General features: G+C 63.0%; 23 protein-coding genes. 12 read left to right on the plus strand and 11 right to left on the minus strand.

The features are described 5' to 3' along the window. Positions 1–11 precede the first annotated feature (11 nt). The gene (locus V1277_RS21470; RefSeq protein WP_334417996.1) at positions 12–2,669 is read left to right on the plus strand and encodes a nitrate reductase; all 2,658 of its coding nucleotides are present in this window, start codon (positions 12–14) and stop codon (positions 2,667–2,669) included. 80 nt (positions 2,670–2,749) lie between these two features. Here the strand turns inward: V1277_RS21470 and V1277_RS21475 are convergent, their stop codons facing one another. The 3 genes from V1277_RS21475 to V1277_RS21485 all read right to left on the minus strand — a co-directional run bounded on the left by V1277_RS21475 (position 2,750) and on the right by V1277_RS21485 (position 5,712). Beyond that, positions 2,750–3,619 (minus strand): hypothetical protein, encoded by an 870-nt coding sequence (locus V1277_RS21475; protein ID WP_334417997.1) that lies wholly within the window; start codon positions 3,617–3,619, stop codon positions 2,750–2,752. A gap of 276 nt (positions 3,620–3,895) precedes the next feature. Continuing rightward, on the minus strand, positions 3,896–5,077 hold the full coding sequence (gene nhaA / locus V1277_RS21480; protein WP_334417998.1) for a Na+/H+ antiporter NhaA: 1,182 nt from the start codon (positions 5,075–5,077) through the stop codon (positions 3,896–3,898). Further along, entirely contained in the window at positions 5,074–5,712 is a 639-nt protein-coding gene (locus V1277_RS21485) for a TetR/AcrR family transcriptional regulator (RefSeq protein ID WP_334367310.1), read from the minus strand. Before V1277_RS21485 ends, nhaA begins: the two co-directional genes overlap by 4 nt. Before the next feature lie 153 nt (positions 5,713–5,865). On the opposite strand from V1277_RS21485, the gene V1277_RS21490 reads away from it, so the two are divergent. From V1277_RS21490 to V1277_RS21525, 8 genes are all read left to right on the plus strand, one after another. Next, complete coding sequence (locus V1277_RS21490) at positions 5,866–6,075, plus strand: ferredoxin (RefSeq protein ID WP_334417999.1); 210 nt, start codon at positions 5,866–5,868, stop codon at positions 6,073–6,075. A 60-nt stretch (positions 6,076–6,135) separates the two neighbouring features. Next, entirely contained in the window at positions 6,136–7,356 is a 1,221-nt protein-coding gene (locus tag V1277_RS21495; protein ID WP_334418000.1) for a cytochrome P450, read from the plus strand. Between the two features lie 219 nt (positions 7,357–7,575). Then, positions 7,576–8,109 carry a VOC family protein gene (locus V1277_RS21500; RefSeq protein WP_334418001.1) on the plus strand — a complete coding sequence of 178 codons (534 nt, stop codon included), beginning with the start codon at positions 7,576–7,578 and terminating at the stop codon, positions 8,107–8,109. Between the two features lie 94 nt (positions 8,110–8,203). Beyond that, on the plus strand, positions 8,204–8,764 hold the full coding sequence (locus V1277_RS21505) for a carboxymuconolactone decarboxylase family protein (RefSeq protein WP_334418002.1): 561 nt from the start codon (positions 8,204–8,206) through the stop codon (positions 8,762–8,764). 63 nt (positions 8,765–8,827) lie between these two features. Continuing rightward, complete coding sequence (locus tag V1277_RS21510; protein ID WP_334418003.1) at positions 8,828–9,253, plus strand: DOPA 4,5-dioxygenase family protein; 426 nt, start codon at positions 8,828–8,830, stop codon at positions 9,251–9,253. 282 nt (positions 9,254–9,535) lie between these two features. Continuing rightward, positions 9,536–10,444, plus strand: coding sequence for a DUF2778 domain-containing protein (locus tag V1277_RS21515; RefSeq protein ID WP_334418004.1), 909 nt, complete (start codon positions 9,536–9,538; stop codon positions 10,442–10,444). Continuing rightward, complete coding sequence (locus V1277_RS21520) at positions 10,441–10,710, plus strand: hypothetical protein (RefSeq protein WP_334418005.1); 270 nt, start codon at positions 10,441–10,443, stop codon at positions 10,708–10,710. The genes V1277_RS21515 and V1277_RS21520 overlap by 4 nt, the downstream gene beginning before the upstream one ends. A 110-nt stretch (positions 10,711–10,820) precedes the next feature. Then, complete coding sequence (locus V1277_RS21525) at positions 10,821–11,432, plus strand: nuclear transport factor 2 family protein (protein ID WP_334418006.1); 612 nt, start codon at positions 10,821–10,823, stop codon at positions 11,430–11,432. Here the strand turns inward: V1277_RS21525 and V1277_RS21530 are convergent. The 8 genes from V1277_RS21530 to V1277_RS21565 are packed head-to-tail and all read right to left on the minus strand — an operon-like array spanning position 11,425 to position 18,181. Then, positions 11,425–12,465, minus strand: a complete 1,041-nt coding sequence (locus V1277_RS21530) for a uroporphyrinogen decarboxylase family protein (protein WP_334418007.1) — start codon at positions 12,463–12,465, stop codon at positions 11,425–11,427. The two genes, V1277_RS21525 and V1277_RS21530, sit on opposite strands and share 8 nt — an antisense overlap. A gap of 33 nt (positions 12,466–12,498) precedes the next feature. After that, complete coding sequence (locus tag V1277_RS21535; RefSeq protein WP_334418008.1) at positions 12,499–13,368, minus strand: fumarylacetoacetate hydrolase family protein; 870 nt, start codon at positions 13,366–13,368, stop codon at positions 12,499–12,501. After that, positions 13,365–14,030 carry a polysaccharide deacetylase family protein gene (locus V1277_RS21540; protein ID WP_334418009.1) on the minus strand — a complete coding sequence of 222 codons (666 nt, stop codon included), beginning with the start codon at positions 14,028–14,030 and terminating at the stop codon, positions 13,365–13,367. The genes V1277_RS21535 and V1277_RS21540 overlap by 4 nt, the downstream gene beginning before the upstream one ends. Positions 14,031–14,042: 12 nt before the next feature. Continuing rightward, positions 14,043–14,843: an ABC transporter permease gene (locus V1277_RS21545; protein ID WP_334418010.1), complete on the minus strand. Its 801-nt coding sequence runs from the start codon at positions 14,841–14,843 to the stop codon at positions 14,043–14,045. A gap of 7 nt (positions 14,844–14,850) precedes the next feature. Further along, positions 14,851–15,648 carry an ABC transporter ATP-binding protein gene (locus V1277_RS21550; RefSeq protein WP_334418011.1) on the minus strand — a complete coding sequence of 266 codons (798 nt, stop codon included), beginning with the start codon at positions 15,646–15,648 and terminating at the stop codon, positions 14,851–14,853. Then, on the minus strand, positions 15,627–16,382 hold the full coding sequence (locus V1277_RS21555) for an ABC transporter permease (RefSeq protein ID WP_334418012.1): 756 nt from the start codon (positions 16,380–16,382) through the stop codon (positions 15,627–15,629). Before V1277_RS21555 ends, V1277_RS21550 begins: the two co-directional genes overlap by 22 nt. A 10-nt stretch (positions 16,383–16,392) precedes the next feature. Beyond that, positions 16,393–17,364 (minus strand): ABC transporter substrate-binding protein, encoded by a 972-nt coding sequence (locus V1277_RS21560; RefSeq protein WP_334418013.1) that lies wholly within the window; start codon positions 17,362–17,364, stop codon positions 16,393–16,395. 52 nt (positions 17,365–17,416) lie between these two features. Continuing rightward, positions 17,417–18,181: a GntR family transcriptional regulator gene (locus tag V1277_RS21565; protein ID WP_334418014.1), complete on the minus strand. Its 765-nt coding sequence runs from the start codon at positions 18,179–18,181 to the stop codon at positions 17,417–17,419. A 176-nt stretch (positions 18,182–18,357) separates the two neighbouring features. Between V1277_RS21565 and V1277_RS21570 the strand changes: the two genes are divergently transcribed. The 3 genes from V1277_RS21570 (at position 18,358) to V1277_RS21580 (ending at position 21,289) form a co-directional block, all read left to right on the plus strand. Next, positions 18,358–18,798 (plus strand): MarR family winged helix-turn-helix transcriptional regulator, encoded by a 441-nt coding sequence (locus tag V1277_RS21570; RefSeq protein WP_334418015.1) that lies wholly within the window; start codon positions 18,358–18,360, stop codon positions 18,796–18,798. Further along, a complete protein-coding gene (locus V1277_RS21575) occupies positions 18,795–19,568 on the plus strand; it encodes an enoyl-CoA hydratase (protein WP_334418016.1) in 774 nt (257 codons plus the stop codon). The genes V1277_RS21570 and V1277_RS21575 overlap by 4 nt, the downstream gene beginning before the upstream one ends. A gap of 107 nt (positions 19,569–19,675) precedes the next feature. Further along, positions 19,676–21,289 carry a GMC family oxidoreductase gene (locus tag V1277_RS21580; protein ID WP_334369999.1) on the plus strand — a complete coding sequence of 538 codons (1,614 nt, stop codon included), beginning with the start codon at positions 19,676–19,678 and terminating at the stop codon, positions 21,287–21,289. Positions 21,290–21,381 lie beyond the last annotated feature (92 nt).

Consider the following 21,381-nt stretch of genomic DNA (forward strand, 5'->3'; position numbering starts at 1 on the left):
GGTGATCGCCCGTGCCAGTGAAGACAACCTGTCCGTATTGCGGGGTCGGCTGCGGCGTTGTCGCTGACAGGGGGCCTGCCGGCGCCGTGACCGTCCGGGGCGATCCGCTTCATCCCGCCAATTTCGGGCGGCTGTGCGCGAAAGGCTCGGCGCTCGCCGAGACCATTGGCCTCGAGGGGCGGCTGCTCGCCCCTGTGGTCAACGGGCAGGAAACGAGCTGGGATACGGCGCTCGACCATGTCGCGGAGGGATTTGGCAGAATCATCCGCGAGCATGGACCGGATTCGGTCGCCTTCTATGTCTCCGGCCAGATTCTCACCGAGGACTATTACGTCATCAACAAGCTCGCCAAGGGCTTCATCGGCACTGCGAACGTCGACACCAACTCGCGGCTGTGCATGGCCTCGAGCGTGGCAGGCCACAAGCGTGCGTTCGGCAGCGACACCGTTCCGGGCTGCTATGAGGATCTCGAAACCGCCGATCTCCTGGTCCTCGTCGGCTCCAATGCCGCCTGGTGTCATCCGATCCTCTACCAGCGCATGGTGGCGGCCAAGGCCAGCAACCCCGCGTGCCGCATCGTCGTGATCGACCCGCGGCGGACCGCGACATGCGACGGCGCCGATCTGCACCTGCCGCTTCGCTCGGGCAGCGACTCCGTGCTGTTCAACGGGTTGCTCGCGCATCTTGCATCGCGCAACGCCATCGATCGCGCATTCGTGGATGGCTTCACCACCGGCGCCGAAGCCGCGCTGCGGCAGGTCGCCGGCCAGACGGTCGCACAGACGGCCGACATCTGCGGGCTGAGCGAGGGCGCAGTGGCGTTGTTCTTCGACTGGTTTGCCAAAACCGAGCGGGTCGTCACGCTCTATTCGCAAGGCATCAACCAGTCGAGCAGCGGCGTCGACAAGGTCAACTCGATCATCAACTGTCATTTGTTGACCGGCCGGATCGGGCGGCCCGGTATGGGGCCGTTCTCGCTGACCGGACAACCCAACGCCATGGGCGGCCGGGAAGTCGGCGGGCTGGCCAACCAGCTTGCCGCCCATATGGAGATCGAGAACCCGCAGCACCGCGATATCGTCCAGCGGTTCTGGCAATCGCCTGTGATCGCAGACAAGCAGGGCCTCAAGGCCATCGATATGTTCGATGCGATCGCCGATCGGCGCATAAAGGCGGTCTGGATCATGTCCACCAATCCGCTGGTCAGCCTGCCGGATGCCGATCGCGTGCGCCGCGCGCTTGAAGCATGCGAGCTCGTTGTCGTGTCCGATTGCATGCGGCATACCGACACCACGCGTCATGCTCACGTGTTGCTGCCGGCGCTCACCTGGGGCGAAAAGGACGGCACCGTCACCAACTCCGAACGCCGCATTTCCCGGCAGCGACCGTTCCTGCCGGCACCCGGCGCCGCAAGGGCCGATTGGCGGACCGTCTGCGATGTCGCCCGGCGCATGGGCTTTTCGGGGTTCGACTATCCGGGCGCTGCGGCGATCTTCCGCGAGCACGCCGGGCTTTCGAGTTTCGAGAATAACGGGACGCGCGATTTCGATCTGTCCGCCCTGAACACGCTCGACGACCGCGCTTACGATGCGCTTACTCCGATCCAATGGCCTGTGACGCGGGAATATCCGACCGGCACGCCGCGGATGTTCGAAACGAGCGAATTCTTCACTACCGACCGCAAAGCCCGTTTCGTGCCGGTGACGCCGCGCGCAGCCGTCAACGCGACCAGCCGCGACTATCCGCTGGTGCTCAATACCGGACGGGTCCGCGATCAATGGCACACCATGACGCGGACCGGGAAATCGCCGCGGCTGCTGGCGCACATCTTCGAGCCCTGTGCGGAATTCCACCCCGACGATGCACGCGCAGCCGGCGTCGAGAATGGCGGGCTCGCGCGGCTGAGCAGCCCGTGGGGCGAGATGGTGGCGCGCGTCGTCGTCACCGCCGAGCAGCGGCGCGGCTGCGTGTTCGTGCCGATGCACTGGAACGGTGAGTATGCCGGCGACGGCCGGGTCAACGCGCTGGTCAATCCGGCGACCGATCCGATCTCTGGACAGCCAGAGTCCAAGCACACGCCGGTCAAGGCGGTCGCGTATCTGCCAAAATGGCATGCCTTCATCCTCAGCCGCCGGGAGATCGAGCGTCCTGCCGCGGGTTACTGGGTCGGCGGGCTTTCGGGGACCTGCTGGCGGATGGAGCTCGCCGGCGACGAGCGGCCGTCGAGCTGGCGCGATTGGGCGCGGGCGCAACTCCGCGTCGGGCACGACATCGAGTGGATCGCCTATCGCGATCCGAAGGTTGGTCGCTTCCGCTACGCCGCTGTTCGCGACGGCCGGCTGGAGGGTTGCGTGTTCATCGCGCCCGATCACAGGCTGGTTTCGCGGTCGTGGCTCTCCGGCCTGTTCGCGGAACAGGAATTGTCACCGAGTGCGCGGATGTCGCTGCTGACGGGACAGCCGCTCGATACAGGCGACGACATCGGGCCCATCGTCTGCTCGTGCTTCGGTGTCGGGCAGCACCAAATCTCGGCCGAAATCCAAAAGGGAGCGGCTAGCGTCGATGACGTCGGCCGGCGCCTGAAGGCCGGCACCAATTGCGGCGCCTGCAAGCCGGAGATCGGGAAGCTATTGCGCGGCGCGGCCGTGCGCGACCCGCATCCGGCGTGAAAGCAGCCGTCACGTCGGTCAGTTCTGATTCATCAACGCTGGTCGCTGGACGATCGGTCCAGACTCTTTCAGCTTCGTCGCTAATTCTTGATCGCGTAGAGCGGCGTTCGCAGCGTTAGCTGGTACGATGGCTTCGGTGTCCAGGCGATCTGCGCGGTGATGCCGAACAGCCGATTGTCGTTGTCGTCCATGCGGTCGAGGTCGAACCGCACGATCGGCTGCGTGAATGCGGGAAATGGCGTCAGGTTCAGAAGCTGCGCACCGCCAAAGGATTGCACGCCGAAGCGGCCGGTGAGCTTCCAGTTGTTGTCCCACTGATAGTAGCCACCGACATAGCCCATGATATCGGGGCTGACGCGGGCGAGGGGAGTATCGACCAGGGCTCTGGTGTACTGCGCGCCGGCGAGCAGCCCGCGCGTCTCATCCGCGTTCAGCGCGTAGTCCGCCTCGAGGATGGTGTTGTAGGTCGTCGTGGCCAGTGGCGCGTCCGAGATCGACCGCGTCGCGTTGGACTGGATGGTGATGGTCGGGAACATTCCGCCGTTCTGCTGATAGATGTCGGCCTGGAATCCGACGGTAAAGGCATAGACCGAGAACGTCGACCAGGGATCGGTGCCTGCCTGCGAAGTGGCTCCGCTGACGCCGCCATAGACCGAGAGCTGATCATTGACATCGACGGTCAAGGGCAGATCGACCGAGAGGCTTTGGCTGGACGGCGAAGTCCGGGTGGTTCGGAGCGAGGAAAGGTTCGCCAGCCTCGATAACAAGGGAGGCGTGCTGAATCCGATCGAGAGCGAACCGGATGGCAGCGTCGAATAGATGGTTCTCATATCGAGGTAGAAGTTCGGCAGGGCCGGCTTACTTGTGGCCGCATCCTCCTCATCGTCATCCTTGTCTTTTCCGAGGGCCAGACCAGAAAGACAGAACGACACCAGCACGCCGAGAGCCACGCTCCTGACGGATCGCGCCGAGGCGAACCTCAGAGGCCGAGGTGGAGCGGGTTTGGTAAAATTCGTGCTCAATCGACGCCGCCTTTCGCCGGCCAAGATGACCATTTGGCCGCGGCGAATACAAGCAGTGGCCAGTGCGCGAGCGTCGATCTCGCAGCAGGTGTGGCGCGTTTGCGCCGTGTGGACAAGTTGACCTAGGTCAAGGGATTCCGGCGGCCGTGGCTCAGAAAAAGACAGCAGATCAGGAATTGTGACGGGTTTCGTTGGATGTTTCCGTCATCGCTTTCCGTTGGACTTCCCGATGGCGAAGAACATCAGCGCGGCCGCGATGCCGGACAGCAGAGACGCCAAGAGAACGCCGAGCCGGACTTGCATCAGGATGGCTTGATCGTCGAACGCGAGCGTTCCGATGAAGAGGCTCATGGTGAAACCGATGCCGGTCAGGATGGCCGTGGCATAGAATTTCGTCGTCGTGGCCCCGTCCGGCATGGCAGCAAGGCCCAGCCTGACGGCAAGCAGCGAAGCGCCGAAGACGCCGATCTGCTTGCCGATGAACAGCCCTGCAATGATCCCAAGTGGTATCGGCCCTGTCAGCTTTTCCAAGGTCAGCCCGTGAAACGATACGCCTGCATTGGCGAAGGCAAAGAGCGGCACGATCGCGAAACTGACCCACGGCTTGAGTGCATGTTCGGTGTCCTCGAGCAGGCTGTGGCCATTGTGCCGGGTCAGCGGCATCGCGAAGCCGACGGCGACACCGGCAAGGGTCGCATGCACGCCGGATTTGAGCACGCAGACCCAGGTGAAAAGGCCGGCGATCAGATAGAATGCGGGCCTTCGCACATCGAGCAGGTTGAGAACCACGAGCGCAGCGATGCCGAGTGCGCCGAGCCCCAGTGCCAGAACCGAAAGGTCGGCAGCATAGAACATCGCGATGACGATGATAGCCATGAGGTCGTCGATGATCGCAAGCGCCAACAGAAAAGTCTTCAGCGAAGCCGGCACCCTGCGTCCCAGCATGGCGCAGACGCCGAGCGCAAAGGCAATGTCGGTGGCTGCCGGTATGGCCCAGCCGCGTAACGCCTCGGCATCACCCCAGTTGACCGCGGCAAAAATGGCGGCCGGCGTGATAAATCCGCCGAACGCGGCGATCACGGGCAATGCCGCTTTCTTCGGGCTCGCCAGCGCACCCTCGATCGCCTCGCGTTTGATCTCGAGGCCGACCAGCAGAAAGAATACCGCCATCAAGCCGTCGTTGATCCAGTGTTCGAGCGTCTTGCTCAGTCCGATCGATCCGATCCGCACCTCGCCGGTCGTGTGCAACAGCGCCTGATACTGCGGCCCGAGCGGCGAGTTAGCGACGATGAGCGCTGCGGCTGCGGCGATGCCAAGCGCGATGCCGCCATAAAGGTCGGTATTGTCGGCAGTGTGAGGCGCGGCCGTCGGAGCTTTGGCCGTCATGAACCAGCCTTGCCGGCCTTCTCGATGGCAACGGACAGCGCGAGCTTGGTTTCCGCCACGATGTCCTCGACCAATTCTTCCCGGCTGACATGGGCAGCCTGGCCGGTGAGTAATCCCTGCTCAGCGAGCATGACCACGCCATGTAGCGAGGCCCAGACCTTCAGAGCACTCCGCTCGCGCAACAGTTCTACAGCGGGCGCCTCCAGCGCCTCCACCAGGAGCTCGAAGGTCTCCATTGCTGCACTATGCAGCTCGCTGCCTTTCGGCGCGCAAGCCATGGTTCGAGACGCGAACATCAGGCGATAGATGCCGTTGCGGCGCAGGCCGAAATCAAGCGTGAGCTGCGCGAAGCGCGACAGCTTGGACTGCTTCGACGGCTTTTCAAGCGCCGCACGCATCATGGCGCTGAACTGGCGGAACGCTTCGGCCGTCACAGCCGTCAGCAGCGTCTCGCGATCGGCGAAATGCTTGTAGGGCGCCGGCTGCGAGACACCGAGTTTCTTGGCCAGCGCGCTGATGCTGATCGCTTCGGGACCGCCCAGTTCCACTTCATGCAACGCGGCCTGAACCAAGGCATCACGAAGATCCCCATGGTGGTAGGCATTCAGCGCTTTACGTGCGGGTCGAGGCGACATTCAGTTCCATGATCTATAACTTTTGCCTTGACAGCACAACGGCAACGCGAATGTAATATGATATAACTTCGCGGTGCTGCGGCCGATCTTTACTGCGGCGCCGACGGAAAGGCAGCGCGAGACAATGCGCGCCACAAAGAGGGGAACGCTGCGATGGCTGCAAAGCTGAAGGTCCGCGTCGACCAGGACAAATGCCAGGGACACGCTCGTTGTAAATCACTGGCCCCCGAACTGTTCGACCTCGACGAATTCGGCAACGCGCACGAAACAGGCGACGGTTCCGTGCCTGTGGGCCTGGAAGACAAGGCCTGGCTCGCTCAGAGTAATTGTCCGGAAATTGCCATCGAGGTGACCGAAGAATAATCCGGTCGCGGATCTTTCATCCATCACGATCTGAACGAACCAAGCAGAGGAATTGCTCCGATGTCCGATTCCGCCAGCATCATGCCCGAACATCCGCCAGTCACCGACTGGATCAACGATTTCGACCACACTGACCCGGTGTGGACGGATGATCCGTTTCCGATCTGGGAAGAGCTGCGCGCGGCTTCGCCCGTCGTTCATACCGAGCGCTTTCTCGGCTGCTACATGCCGACCACCTACCAGGCGGTGAAAGAAATCGCCTACGACATCGAGCACTTTTCTTCCCGACGCGTGATCGTGCGCGACGTTCGCCCGGAGATCACGGCCCGCGCGCCGCCGATCACCTCAGACCCGCCCGAGCACAAGCCGGCCAAGCAAATTCTGCTGCCGCCCTTCACCCCGGATGCGATGAAGAAGCTGGAGCCGCGGGTCCGCGCGATCTGCAACGAACTGATCGACGAGTTCATTGCCGACGGCAAATGCGACGCCGCCGCCCGCTACACCAAGCACATTCCGGTCCGCGCCATCGCGCACATGCTCGGGATTCCCGAGAAGGACGGCGACCTCTTCATCAAATGGATTCACGGCATCCTTGAACTCGGCATCAAGGACGACAACGCGCTGATGGAGGCGGTGAAGGAGATGACCGGCTATTTCGCCGGCCACATCGAGCAGCGCAGGAAGAATCCGGCCGACGATCTGATCTCGACCTTGATGAAGGCAAGGGACAAGGATGGAAACCCGCTCACGGACGAACATGTGCTGGGTTCGCTGCGGCTGCTGTTGATCGCCGGCATCGACACCACCTGGAGCGCGATCGGGTCCTCGCTGTGGCATTTGGCGAAAACGCCCGCGGACCGCGAGCGCTTGGTCAATGAGCCGGAGCTGATGCCGCTCGCAGTTGAGGAATTGCTGCGCGCCTACTCACCGGTGACGATGGCACGTGAGGTGATGAAGGAGACGACGGTCAGTGGCTGCCCGGTCAAGCCCGGCAACATGGTGCTGCTGTCGTTCCCGGCCGCCAACCGCGATCCCGCCATGTTCCCCGATGCCGACAAGGTGGTCATCGACCGCAAGGAGAATCGCCACGCCGCGTTCGGCCTCGGCATTCATCGCTGCGTCGGCTCCAATCTCGCCCGCATGGAAATGACGGTTGCGATCGAGGAATGGCTGAAGCGAATTCCGGATTTCAGGCTCGATCCGGCCGGTAAGGTCACATGGTCGGAAGGCACCGTTCGCGGCCCGCGTCAGTTGCCCCTGCTGTTCGGGAAGACGAACTGATTGCTCGAGGACGGGCATCGTGTCCCGGACGCAGCGCGGCACGAAGTGCTGCGCTGCTGAGCCGGGACCCGTTCCTGCGCATTGAGATGGGTCCCGGCTCTGCGGCGCTGCACCGAGCCGGCGCTGCACCGCGTCCGGGACACGCGGTCCCCTGAACGGCGGGTCAAGACACATAAGAGGCGGAGAGATACACCGCCGGCAAGCAGACGGTGGATCGTTATGAGCCGTATCTTTGGTGCAATCTGCCAGAACGGATATGTGGTGCGAGATATCCGCGCCGCCATGGATCATTGGGTCAATGTGATGGGCGTCGGGCCCTGGTACTACATCGACAGGGTCAAGACCGATTACTTCCGCCACCGCGGCCAGGACTCCGCCATGGAGATGAGCGTGGCGCTCGCCAATTCCGGCGATCTCCAGATCGAGTTGATCCAGCAGCGCAACGACGCGCCCTCGATGTACAAGGAGTTTCTCGATTCCGGCTGCGAGGGCTTGCAGCACATGTCGTACTGGACCCGCGAATATCAGGCCCTCTACGACCGCGCACTGTCACTTGGCCATAAAGTGGGACACGAGGGCCAGATCGGCGGCGAAAAAGGCCGCTTCGCCTATTTCGATACCCAAGCCCATCCCGGCACCGTGGTGGAGATTTCAGACATCAGCGGAAGCAAGGGAAGTTTCTTCGAGCACATCCGCCGGGTTGCCGCCGATTGGGACGGCTCCGATCCGATCCGCGAAGTCGGTGGCCGCTGAGCGATGCGCGATTCGGCAACTATGAAGTAAGTTACGACCAAAGCGCGGAAGCGGCCGCAATGGCAATAAGAACAGCAAGCGCAAGGAGAGGCGAATGGCCAGACTTCCCCTGATCGATCCGGCGGCAACCAGCGGCGACGTGCGCGCGTCCTTCGATCGGATGCCGGTCGTATTGAACATCTTTCGGATGATGGCGCATGCCGAGGCCAATTTCATTCCGGCGATGCGATTCGCCAATTCGATCCTGCACCGCCAGAAGCTCAGCCACGTCAATCGTGAGTTGCTAATTCTTCAAGTCGCGCAATGGGAGCACGGCGAATATGAGTGGCGGCAGCATGTTCCGATCGCGCTCGGCGTCGGCGTGACCCAGTGGCAGATCGACTGCATCGAACAGGGCAAATACGAGGACGCCGCCTTCAATGCCGCCGAAAAGGCGCTGCTGGCGTTCGGCCGCGAAGTGATCGAGAACGTGCGCGTCGCTGAACCGGTCTTTGCCACCATGCGCAAGCATTTCAGCGAGCAGGAGATCGTCGAATCGATCCTCGCGATCGGCTTCTACATGACGATGGCGCGGCTGACGGAAGCGACCGAGGTTGATCTCGACCCAGCCGCTGGTATGGCCGTCTTTAAGAGTGGCCAGAAGCGAACGGGCTGACATTGACCACGCCCCCGCTTGCAGCGATCATCAGCCGGTCCAACGATAGCGTGGAGCACAGGGATGACGAGTGAGCCCGGTTCGAGCGATCCGCGACCACTAGGCGAAATCGCCAGCTATCACGCCCACATCTACTACGATCCGGCGACCACGCGGGCCGAGGCCGAGCAACTGCGCACGTGGATCGGCGAGCGCTTTTCGGTCACGCTCGGACGGTGGCACGACGTCAAGGTCGGCCCGCACGATCAGGCCATGTACCAGGTCGCCTTTGCCCGCGAGGTATTTTCTGAGCTGGTCCCTTGGCTGATGCTCAACCATGGCAAATTGAGCGTCCTGGTCCATCCGAATACGACCAATCCGCGGCGGGACCATCTGGTCGATCCGATCTGGATCGGACCGGCGCTGGCCGTACATGGCGACAAGCTGCCAGAGCACGCCGAGATGGAAGAGGCGCCGGCACCGAATACCAATCCAATTCTCCGGCCTTGAGCCGCGGCTCCGCCGGTCGAAAACCCCGGCCCGTTTACCAATACAAGGCTTGAACCTGTGAATTCGGCCGGTCATGATGGCCGTGAGCGATTGTCTCGATTATGCCTTACTTTGGTTTGCATTATGGTGGGACTTATTCGGTGAATCCCTTAGGAATCATTCGATTCCGAAGCGCCGATCCGGGGACGAATGGATAGAGCCAAGACCAGCGCAGCCGGGCTTGCGTCAAGCCGCGGTAGCCGATTGCTCCGTGAGATGGCATTCGGCACGGCGGCGCTTGCCATGGCATTGGGGTTGGCCGCCTGGGTGACCGATTTCGACGTAGTCGGCTTGGTCAAGCCCGCATCCGCGAATGTCAGCAGCACATCCTCATTCGACGAGCGCTTCGGCCCCGCCTCGGTGCGGCGTTCGCTGACCATCAACTATCCCTGGCGTGCCGCCGCCCGCCCGCAGCGCGCGGACTTCGATGCGGAGTTCGCGTACATCGAAATCCTGTTGGGCGGGCAATCGCGCGAGGAGCAGCCGCGTGAGGAGAACGTGCAGCCTCCGCCGCCGGCTCCGACAGTCGAAGCGGCCATCCCGCTCCCGAGGTCCCGGCCGGTCCTGGCCAACCTTCAGTCGGCGAGAAGCGATCCGCAGCCGGTCTCGTCCGACAACCGCACCATGTTCGAGAAGCTTGCCGATCTGGTGCCGATGCGCTTCTCGCTAGCCTCGTTGACGCCGGGGGATGGGCTGCTTAGCGAGCGCAAGGATCTGGCGGCGCTAGGCTATGACAGTCAGACCGCCGTCTATGACATTTCGGCCCGCGCCGTTTACCTGCCGAGCGGCACCAAACTCGAGGCACACTCAGGCCTGGGCAGTCTGATGGACAATCCGGCACATGTCGACCAGCGCATGGTCGGCGCGACCCCGCCGAACGTTTACGATTTGAAGCCGCGCGAGAAACTGTTTCACGGTGTCGCGGCGCTGCGCATGACCCCGATTGGCGAAAACGAAATGCACGGGCGAACGGGCCTGCTGGTGCACAGCTACCTGCTCGGGCCCAACGGTGATTCCAACGGCTGCGTCTCGATCAAGGACTACGACAGGTTCCTGCAGGCCTACCGGAACGGCGAGGTCAAGCGGCTCGTCGTCGTGCCGAGTCTGCGCGAAGGCCTCACCGCGTCGCGGCGTTCGCCATCTCCGTCATGACCGCAGTTGCGGGCGATGCCGCCGATTCCGACACCCCGCTGCGGGCGGTCTTCAAGATCAGCCTGAACGGCAAGACGGTGTCGATCGCCACCGTAGGCCAGGCCTATCGCTTCATCACCAATCTCTCCTCGATCGAATGGATCGAATTTCGCGCGCTGCATGCCGAGGCCGTGCAAGCACTGCAGGGTGCCGCTGATAACGCGATGCTGACCGTACAGGCGACCAACGCTTTGCGTGCGCTGTTCGTCCGCGCGAAGCTGTTGTGAAGGCGCCGAGCCGCCAGCCAACGCCTTTGTTTACCCGGCTTGTCAGTGGATGCCCACGGCGGGTATGTCTCATGGACGCTCGAGAAGATATGTCCCAAGGAAACGCCCGCATGCCCGCAAGTGACGCCGAGATTGAAGACAATCGCCTGATCCGGGAATTGCTGCAGAACTGGGCGATCTGGCGCGATGCCGGAGACTGGGAGCGTTTCCGCACGGTCTGGCATCCGGACGGCCGCATGATGGCGACCTGGACGCAGGGCACCGGCGACGAGTTCATCGAAATCAGCAAGCAGGCCTGGGCCAAGGGCGTCAGCATCCTGCATTTCCTCGGCGGCATCTCGGTCGATTTAGCGGGAAATCGCGCGGTCGCGCAGACCAAGATGACGATCTCGCAGCGCGCCGAGGTCGAAGGCGTGCTGTGCGATGTGCTCTGCACCGGGAGATTCTACGACTTTCTCGAAAAGCGGGAGGGACGCTGGGGCATCGTGCTGCGCCAGCCGATCTATGAGAAGGATCGCATGGACCCCGTCACGCCGGGTACGGCGCCGGTGCTGGACAAGGCTCTCCTCGAGCAATTCCCGCCGGGCTACCGCCATCTCGCCTATTTGCAGACCCGCATCGGCTACACAGTCAAGCGCGACATGCCCGGCCTGAAGGGACCCGAGGTCGAGGCTTTGTATGCGCGCGGCGCGGCGTGGCTGCAGGGCAGGCCGCTTAGCTGATCTCCTTGCGCACCGTCGCTGCCGCGTCGCACATCGCCTTCAGCTTCCCAAACGCGACATGGCGCGGCATGTATTTCATGCCGCAATCGGGCGCGATGACCAGCCGGTCGGAGGCGACGTGCTTGAGGCCGTTGCGGATGCGGCCGGCAACCACATCGGCGGTTTCGATCTCGGGATTGCCGAGGTCGAGCACGCCGAGCATGATCTTCTTCGACGATAAATCCTTGAGCACGCCGAGATCGAGTTTCGGCTGCGCCGCCTCGATCGAAATCTGCTCGGCACTGGTGTCGGCAAGTTCAGCAAGGAAGGAATAGCCGGCCGGCTTGGTCGAGCCGGGGACGACCGCGGCATAGCCGAAGCACAGATGCACCACGGTCGGCACGGTGATGCCTTGCAGGGCGCGGTTGATCGCCTTGACGGCGTAGCGGCGGGCAAGGTCCGGGTTGTTGCGCACCCAGGGCTCGTCGAGCTGGATCACGTCCGCGCCGGCCTTTTGCAAATCGAGCGCTTCGGCGTTGACGGCTTCGGCAAATGCCATCGCCAGCTCTTCATCGTCCTTGTAGTACTCGTTCTTCGCCTGCTGGCTCATCGTGAACGGTCCGGGCAGGGTGATTTTGGCCGCGCGATCGGTATTCTCCCGTAGAAATTCCATGTCGTGCAGCTCGACCGGGCCGCGGCGTTTTACCGGACCGACCACACGCGGCACAGGCGTTTCGTGTCCGCTACGCGACGTGATCATCGCCGGATTTTCGTCATCGATGCCTTCAAGCGCGGTGGCGAAGCGATTGGAATAGCTCTCGCGGCGGATTTCGCCGTCGGTCACGATGTCGATGCCGGCGCGCTCCATGTCCCTGATCGCAACGATGGTGGCGTCGTCCTGCGCTTCTTCCAGGTGCTCCGCAGGCAGTCGCCACATCGCGTGCAGGCGTGTGCGCGGCACCACCTTTGACAACATCGCGCGATCGACCAGCCATTCCGGCTGCGGGTAGCTGCCGACGACGGTGGTCGGCAGCAGATGTTTCGGCAGGTTCATCAGTATCTCCTTGCTCTTATTGTTCCTCTCACGTCAAGCCGCGCGTGTCGCAGCCGCCGCAACCTCGTCCTTCACGGGATTGCGCAGCACGCCGATGCCGGACACCTCGACCTCGACCACGTCGCCATCCTTCATCCACAGCGGCGGCGTGCGGTAGGCGCCGACGCCGCCGGTCGTGCCGGTGACGATGACGTCGCCCGGAGCCAGTTCGGTAAAGGTCGAGCAGTAGGCGATCAGGGCAGGGACATCGAACACGAGGTCCGAGATCGGCGCGGCCTGCACTTCGACGCCGTTGAGGCGGGTCGCAATGGTCTGCTTACTGATATCAGGGATTTCGTCCGTCGTGACCAACCACGGTCCGAATGCGCCGGTGCCTACAAAATTCTTGCCGGGGGCGAATTGCGAGGTGTGGCGCTGCCAGTCGCGGATGCTGCCGTCATTGTAGCACGCATAGCCCGCAACATGCGCCAGCGCCTCTTCCCGCGAAATCCGGCGGCCGGCCTCGCCGATGATTACGGCCATCTCGCCCTCGTAGTCGAAACGCTCGGATTCCAGCGGCCGGATCATTGGCTGGCCGCCGCCGACCTGGCTGTTGGCGAAACGGGTGAAGATCATCGGATGCGGCGGCGTGGGATGGCCGCTTTCGGCAAGGTGCGTGGCGTAGTTGACGCCGATGCAGAAGATCTTGTCCGGGTCGGGCACGGTCGGCAGCAGCTCGATTTCGGCCAATGCGTAATCGGGGCGCTCACCCTGCAGCGCTTTCAGTTCGTCGAGCAATCCGTTGGCGAGCAGCGACTTCAGGGTCGGATAAGCCTTGAGCCGTTTTCCGGCGTCGATAATGCCTGCGTTCGTGACCAGGCCGTAGGTTGCCGTTTGACCGGCCTTGAAACTCGCGATCCTCATGTTGTGACACTCTCTTCGATGTTGGAAACGTAGGGCTGGATGGGCAGCACGATCTTGCCCGATCGGATCGGGACGCAGTCGGGCGGAAAGTCCTGGCGGAAGCGCGCGCCGGCTTCCTCTGCTCGGTCGAGAAAGCGCTCAAGGTGATCCATGGCGCCGCCAGGCAGATCGTGCAGCACCATCAGGCTCCACGGCTGCGAGCGGCACAGATCGAGGGCTCGGTCGACCCAGCCATCGGGATCGTCCCAGTCGCGCGGGATCGCATTCCAGAGTACGCAGCTATGCCTGTTGCGAACGAGGTAGTCGACCACGGAGGGCTTCAAGAGCCGCTGATCGAGATTGCCGCCGCCGCCGAACGGCCTGAACCAGCGCTCTGCATGAGCGAGGTTGCCGATTACGTCTTGTGTCCGGCCGATCTCGCTTTGTGCCGCTTCCGGATCGCGTTGCTGCCCGAGCGGCACGGAGTGCGTAAAGGTATGATTGCCGATCCAGTGGCCTTCATCATGCGCGCGCGCCGCCAGCCGGCGACGCTCGCCATCACCGAGCTTTTCGCCGATCACAAAGAACGTCGTCTTGATGCCGCGTTCGCGTAAGGTATCGAGCACGCGCGGCGTGACGCCGGGCTCGGGGCCGTTGTCGAATGTCAGCGTCAGGTCGAACACGCTCACACTCCGTCAGGTCGCAGGCTGCAGGGCAGTGGGCGCGACTTCGCCCGCGGAGTCTTGCCCGGCGCGTGTGCCGGTCTGCCAGATCGCGGCCTTGCGCTCGATCCATTTGATGGCGGCGTTGAAGGCGATCGCCATCGCCAGTACCAGCAGTACGCCGGCGAAAACGTGGGGGCTATCGAGAATGGTGCGGTAGCGCGAGATCAGATAGCCAATGCCCGCGGACGAGATCAGCATTTCCGACACCACCACACCGACGATCACGAGCGCGCCGCCGACGCGCAATCCCGACAGCACGGTCGGGATCGCTGCCGGAATGATGACGCGAACCAGCCGCTGGCTCAGCGTGGCGCCCATGCTGCGGGCGGCCAGCAGCAACTGCGGATCGATGGTCTGGATGCCTGCAGCGGTCGCCAGCATTGTCGGCAGAAAACCATAGATCGAAGCGAATGCGATCTTGGATTCCGAGCCAATGCCGAGCCAGACCGTGAAGACGGGATAGAGGATGACCAGCGGCACCGCATAGAGGCTCGAGACCATCGGCATGATCAGGATGCGCGGCCGCGGCAGGCTGCCGACGACGGCGCCGAGCAGGATACCGCCGCCGCAGGCGAACGCCATCGAGATCGCGACCTCGTAGAGCGTGACGGCAAGGGCGTGGCCGTATTCGCCCGCCTCGTTCCATCCGGCCGCGAGCGTCGAGGACAGCGACGGCAGAAACAGTTCCGGAATGAAGCCGGCACGCGGCAGGATTTCCCACAGCGCAATGAGCCCGATCACGATCAGTCTGCGAAGTGTTGCCGCGCTCATGCCTACCTCACGCCGATTTGCGGATGTGCCGCCAGATGCGGTCGCGCAGGCTGCCGAACGCGTCGCCGCTCAGCATCTCATAGGTGCGCGGGCGGGGCAGCGAGACCTGCAGATGATCGACGATGCGGCCGGGGCGCGGCGACATCACGATCACCTCGTCGGCGAGATAGACCGCTTCGGTCAAGCTGTGGGTCACGAATACTACCGTCTTGCCGGTCGCCGCCCAGATGCGCAGCAACTCGTCGCCCATGGTCATGCGGGTCTGTTCGTCGAGCGCCGCGAACGGTTCGTCCATCAGCAGCACTGGCGGATCCTGCACCAGGCCGCGCGCGATCGAGACGCGCTGTTTCATGCCGCCCGACAGCTCATGCGGATGGCGCTTGCCGAAGCCTTCGAGGCCCACAAGTTTCAAGGCGTCCTGCGCTCTGGCGCGTCGATCGCTCTTGGTGACGCCGCGCAGCGCCAGCGGAAACTCGACATTTTCTTCTGCCGTCAGCCAGGGAAACAGGCTGGCTTCCTGAAACACCACGCCGACCCGGTTCGGATCGGGCTCGGGGATCGGCGCGCCGCTGATGGTGATGGTGCCGGAGGTCTGCTGGCGCAAACCCGCCATCATCATCAGAAGTGTCGACTTGCCGCAACCGCTCGGGCCGACCAGCACCACGAAGCGGCCAGGCTTGACGTCGAGCGAAACGTCTTCCAGCGCGACAACGTCTTGCGTCGTGGTCTTGAAGATTTGCCCGACATTGCGGACTTCGATCGCGCCGGCCGGCTTCAGCGGGGTTATGTTCGCCAATGGCTGCATCGTGTTTCCACCCATCTGACCAGTTCATTGAAAGCAATCGCGATGGCGGCGATCATCACCACGCCGGCCAGCAGTTGCTTCATCTGGAAGTTCTCGCCCCAGGTCGCAATCTGGTGCCCGATCCCGTCGCGCGAGGCGTACATTTCGGCGAGAATGACGCCGGTGAGGTTGAAGATCATCGAGATCCGCAGCGCTTCCAGCAGAACGGGGAGCATGCTCGGCAGGTAGACGCGGAACGCGGTCTGAACAGGTGTCGCGCCATAGGAGCGGGCGACCGTCAAATGCTCGACCTTGACCGACTCCACCGCCGTCGTGGTCGACATGATCACGATGAAGATCGTCGAGAAGAAACCGAAGCCCACCTTCTGCGAAAAGCCGACGCCGAACACCAGGATGAACATCGGTAGGAAGATCGACTTCGGAATGCTGAAGGCGAAGAACAGCAGCGGCTTTGCCACCTCGGCAAAATAGCGCTTCTCCGCGATCAGGAAGCCGATCATCGCGCCGACGGGAACGGCGAGCGCGAACGCGGTCACCACCTCGGTCGCGGTCACCGCGAGATCCTTGCGCACGCTCGCGCGCTGCAAGAGCTCGCCAAGCGTTGAAAGCGTATCGGAGGCGGAGGGAAGCAGGCGCGGGTTGACGATGCCGGTCCGCGACAGGATTTCCCATATCGCAAACAGCGCCACCACAATGGCAACCCGCGCCGCCTTTACCGCTAACCCACCCTGCATCGCGCGTGTCTCAGAACTTGGTCGGAACCGGCTTGAACTGCGTCGAGATAATTTCCGCGGCCGGCGCAAGGTCCTTCATGCCGCCAGCTTTAGCCATGTCGAGCGCGAGCTGGAGCTGTTCCGGAATTTTCGGCCCGTCCATGCTGCCGTCGGTTTCCAGCTTCATGATCGTGTTCTCATATTCCAGCGCCGCGATCTCGGCGGGAATTTCATAGAGTTCGGTAATCAGCTTGACGGAAGCGTCCTTGTTGGCGCGCATGTACATCAGTGCGCCATAGAGCGCGTTCAGCGTCTTCTGTACGAGCTGCGGCTTGTCCTGCACGTATTTGTCGAGCGCGATCCAGCCGGCGGCGAGGTTCGGCGGCACCTCCTTGGAGAAGTCAAGGATGGTGCGCGCTTCCCCTGATTTTGAGATCTGGAAGCTCAGCGGCGAATAGACGACGGCCGCATCGACATTACCGGCGAGCAGGTTCGGCACCAGGCCGCCGCCGCCGACGGGTACGCGGGTGAATTCGATCTTCTTGTCCTGCTGGGTCCACAACGCCAGCAGGTCGGAGCCGGAGCCGGCGGAGGTGATGGCGACCTTCTTGCCGCTCAGGTCCTTCACCCCAAGCGTCGATTTCGAAAGCGTCATCAACTGCCAGCCGTAGTAGCCCGTTGCGGCGCTCGCGAGCACTTTGGAGTTCACGCCCTTCTTGCGCCCGGCCGATACCAGCGAAGTCGCGTCGAGGATCACATCGGCGGCGCCCGCCGCCATCGCCTCGAAGGTCTCGGCGCCGCCGCGATAGATCGTGAGTTCAGCCGCGATGCCTTCCTTCTCGAATAGTTTTTGGCGCACCGCGGTTTCCGCAATCGTCGTGGGCCAGTAGGTTTTCGTTGGAAGTCCGATGCGGACGGTGTCGGCAGCTTGCGCCATGCCTGATGCGCCAAGCACGGTGGCGGCCGCAACCGTTCCCAATATGTGGCGTCGCGTGATTCTCATGGTGACGTTTCCCTTTGCTTTTCTTGATTTGATTTGTTCTTCGAACGGTCGATCAGGCGGTGTTGCCACCTCCGAACGGTTTCGGTGTAGCGAGTTCGACGAGGTGCATGGTCGTCATGAAATGCTTCGAGAGCGCCGCGACCGCGGCATCGGCATCGCGCTTGAGCACGGCATGCAAGATTGCCGCGTGTTCGGCCTCGACATTGCGGGATTCTTCGCTGTTGCGCCGGATCGCAAGCCTTCGATAGCGTTCGCTCTGCTCGTGCAGGACGTCGCGGAAGCCGAGCAACCATTGCGAGCCGCAGGCGTTCACCAGCGTCCGGTGAAAGACTCTGTGCCGCACCACCCATTCTTCATAGTGATGGGTCGGATCGTCGGGGTAGGTGTAGGGCACGGCGCAGAGTGCCGCGAAAGATTTCTCCACCGAGGCAAGCCATGCCGCATCGCCACGCTCGATCGAACGGCGCAACGCCAGACCTTCGATATCGACGCGCGTCTGCGTCACGTCCCTGAGGTCGGCGGGCGATACCGGGCTGACCCGAAAGCCGCGCTGGTCGGACGCCTGCACCAATCCGTCCGCGACCAGCCGCGACAGCGCTTCGCGCACCGCGGCGAGGCTGACCGAAAACTGTTTGGCGAGACCGGCGATATGCAGCTTCTGGCCGGGTAGCAGCCGGGTCGAGAGAATATCCGCGCGCAGCCGTTCCTGAACGGCGGAGGTCAGGCTTCGCGGCCGTTCGTCGGCAGGACGCTCGCCAAAACTCAATCCGATACTGCTCATGGCGGGCAGCTTGGCGAGAGTGGGTGGGATCGTCAATCGAAAATCGATTTTTCGACTAAGTCGCTGTCCACGCTTGATTTCCTTTCTCGCCAACCCGGCTTCAAGCTGACGAGCCCCGAATATTTCTCGATGAGCCGGATCAAAAATCATCGTGACAGCCTCCTGCACTTGCCTTAGATAGTTCGCATGCGAAATAAATTGATCTCATCGATATGAGTCAGCGTCGCGAGCACCGGCTCGTGTTCCTGCTCAACGTCGCGCAACGCCGGCTGCAGCGCTGGATGGCGGCGCGGACGCAGAACAGCGGCGTCACCGCCGCGCAGTCTGGGTTGCTGTTCATCCTGGGCCAGCGCGACGGTGTGCTGATGGGCGAAGCGGGGGCGGCACTCGATCTCGGTCCGCCCGGTATCAGTGGATTGGTGGACCGGATGACGACGGCGAACCTGATCGAACGACGGGCCGATCCGGATGACGGTCGCGCGTGGCGTCTTTGGCTAACGCCGGCCGGCCGCGCGGCGATGGCGCAGTCGAAAGCCGGGCTCGCCGACGTCAACGCGCGGCTCACGGAAGGGTTCACCGACGCCGAGATCGATGTCGTTGCGCGCTGGCTCTCCACGATGCAAAGCAGATTTCCCAGAGGAGAAGACGAATGACCGAGCACATCAAGATCGAGAAGAGCGACGGGATTTTGAGCCTGACGATGGCTCGCCCCGACAAGAAGAACGCGCTGACGAACGCGATGTACGGCGCGCTTGCGGACGCGATCGAAGCCGCCGAGACGGATTCATCCGTCCGCGTGCTGCTGATCCGCGGCGAGGGCGATATGTTCACCGCCGGCAACGACGTCGGCGAGTTTGCAGCCATTGCAACCGGCACACTTCAGGGCGAGCGCCATGTCGGCCGCTTCCTGCAGGCGCTTGCACATTCGAGCCGCCCGCTGGTCGCCGCCGTTCAGGGCCGCGCCGTCGGCATCGGCACCACGATGCTCTTGCACTGCGATCTCGTCGTGCTGGCGGAGAATGCGCTGTTGTCGACGCCGTTCGTCAACCTTGCGCTGGTGCCGGAAGCTGCTTCCAGCCTGCTCATGCCGCTCCGCATCGGCTATGCCCGCGCCTTCGAGATGTTCGCGCTCGGTGAGGCGGTCGATGCCAAATCCGCATTCGCCTGGGGACTTGCCAACCGCGTGGTGCCGCTCGACAAGCTCGATGCGGAAGCGAAGGCTTTCGCGTCCCGGTTGGCGAAACAGCCGGCAGGCGCCGTCAGCACGACCAAACGGCTGATGCGCAATCCGGAACTCCTGATGGCGCAGATCAGGGCGGAGAGCGAGCAGTTCGCGGCTCGCTTAAAGACGATGGAGGCGCGAGAAGCCTTTGTCGCGTTCGCCGAGCGCCGGCCGCCGGACTTTTTGAAACTGGCAAGCTAGCCGGCGCCGGCCGCATTGAAGATCGTTTTTCCTTGCTTGCGACGGCGAGGCAATTGACCGCCCGTGGCGGCCCAGCTACCTCTTTGGGCCGCCCGCGGGGGAAACAAATGAACAAGAACAATGACACTTCCGAATTCGATTACGTCATCGTCGGCGCTGGCTCGGCCGGATGCGTGCTCGCCAATCGATTGACGGCCGACGGCAAGTACTCCGTCCTGTTGCTGGAGGCCGGGCCGAAGGACACCAATCTCTGGATCCACGTGCCGCTCGGCTACGGCAAACTGTTCAAGGAAAAATCCGTCAACTGGATGTACCAGACCGAGCCGGAACCGGGATTGAACGGGAGGCAGGTGTTCCAGCCGCGCGGCAAGGTGCTCGGCGGCTCCAGTTCCATCAACGGCCTGCTCTATGTGCGCGGCCAGCATGAGGACTACGATCGATGGCGGCAGCGCGGCAATGCCGGCTGGGGCTATGACGACGTGCTGCCCTATTTCAAGAAGGCCGAGAACCAGCAGCGCGGCGCCGACAAATATCACGGTGCCGACGGTCCGCTGCCGGTATCCGACTGGCGGCATCATGATCCCCTGTCGGAAGCCTTTGTGATCGCTGCGGCCGAGACCGGCATTCCGACCAATCCCGATTTCAATGGCGCGACCCAGGAAGGCGCAGGCTTCTTCCAGACCACGACAAGGCGTGGCCGACGCGCCAGCACGGCGTTCTCGTATCTTCGTCCCGCCAGGAAGCGGCCTAACCTGCACATCGAGACTTCCGCGCTGGCACAGCGCATCCTGTTCGAAGGCCGCCGCGCCAAAGCGGTCGAGTACAAGCAGGAAGGCCGCGTGCGCACTGCACGGGCACGCAAGGAAATTCTGGTCTCCAGCGGCGCGTACAACTCGCCGCAACTACTGCAGCTCTCCGGCGTCGGACCGGCGGATCTGTTGAAGCAGCATGGCATCGAAATCGTGCTCGACGCGCCCGGCGTCGGCAACGATCTGCAGGACCACATGCAGGTCCGCCTGATCACGCGCTGTTCGCAAAAGTGCACGCTCAACGATGTCGTTAACAATCCGATCCGCAAAATGATGGCGGGCATTCAGTACGCAGCCTTGCGCAAGGGACCGTTGACGATCGCCGCCGGCACGTCAGGCGCTTTCTTCAAGACCAGCCCACGGCTGGCGTCGCCCGACATTCAGATCCACTTCCTGCCGTTCTCGACCGACAAGATGGGCGAGAAACTTCACGCGCTTTCCGGCTTCACCGCATCAGTCTGCCAATTGCGCCCCGAAAGCCGCGGCTCGCTGCGCATCAGGAGCGCCGATCCTTCCCAACCGCCGGAAATCCGCATCAACTACCTCGCCACCGAAACCGATCGCCGCGCTTTCATCGACGGCATCCGCATCCTGCGCAAGATCCTCGCAGCCCCTGCGCTGAAGGCTTACGCGGTCTCAGAAGTCGATCCGGGTTCGAAGGTGCAGAGCGACGACGAATTGCTCGACTTCTGCCGCCGCACCGGCAGCACGGTCTATCACCCGACCTCGACTTGCCGCATGGGCAGCGATGCGCTCGCGGTCGTCGACCAGCGCTTGCGCGTGCGCGGCATCGAGGGCCTTCGCGTGGTCGACGCCTCGATCATGCCGGACCTGATGTCGGGCAATACCAACGCGCCGACCATCATGATCGCCGAGAAGGCGTCCGACATGATTCTGGAGGATGCGCGGTAGGCAACAGCGCGCCAGCGGCAAACACCGCTGTCATCATCCGCGAAGGCGGATGATCCAGTACGCCGTGACGTCTCGGCTCTTACCTCCGCTGG

The sequence above is a fragment of the Bradyrhizobium sp. AZCC 1588 genome, assembly GCF_036924735.1.
Classification (GTDB): Bacteria; Pseudomonadota; Alphaproteobacteria; order Rhizobiales; family Xanthobacteraceae; genus Bradyrhizobium.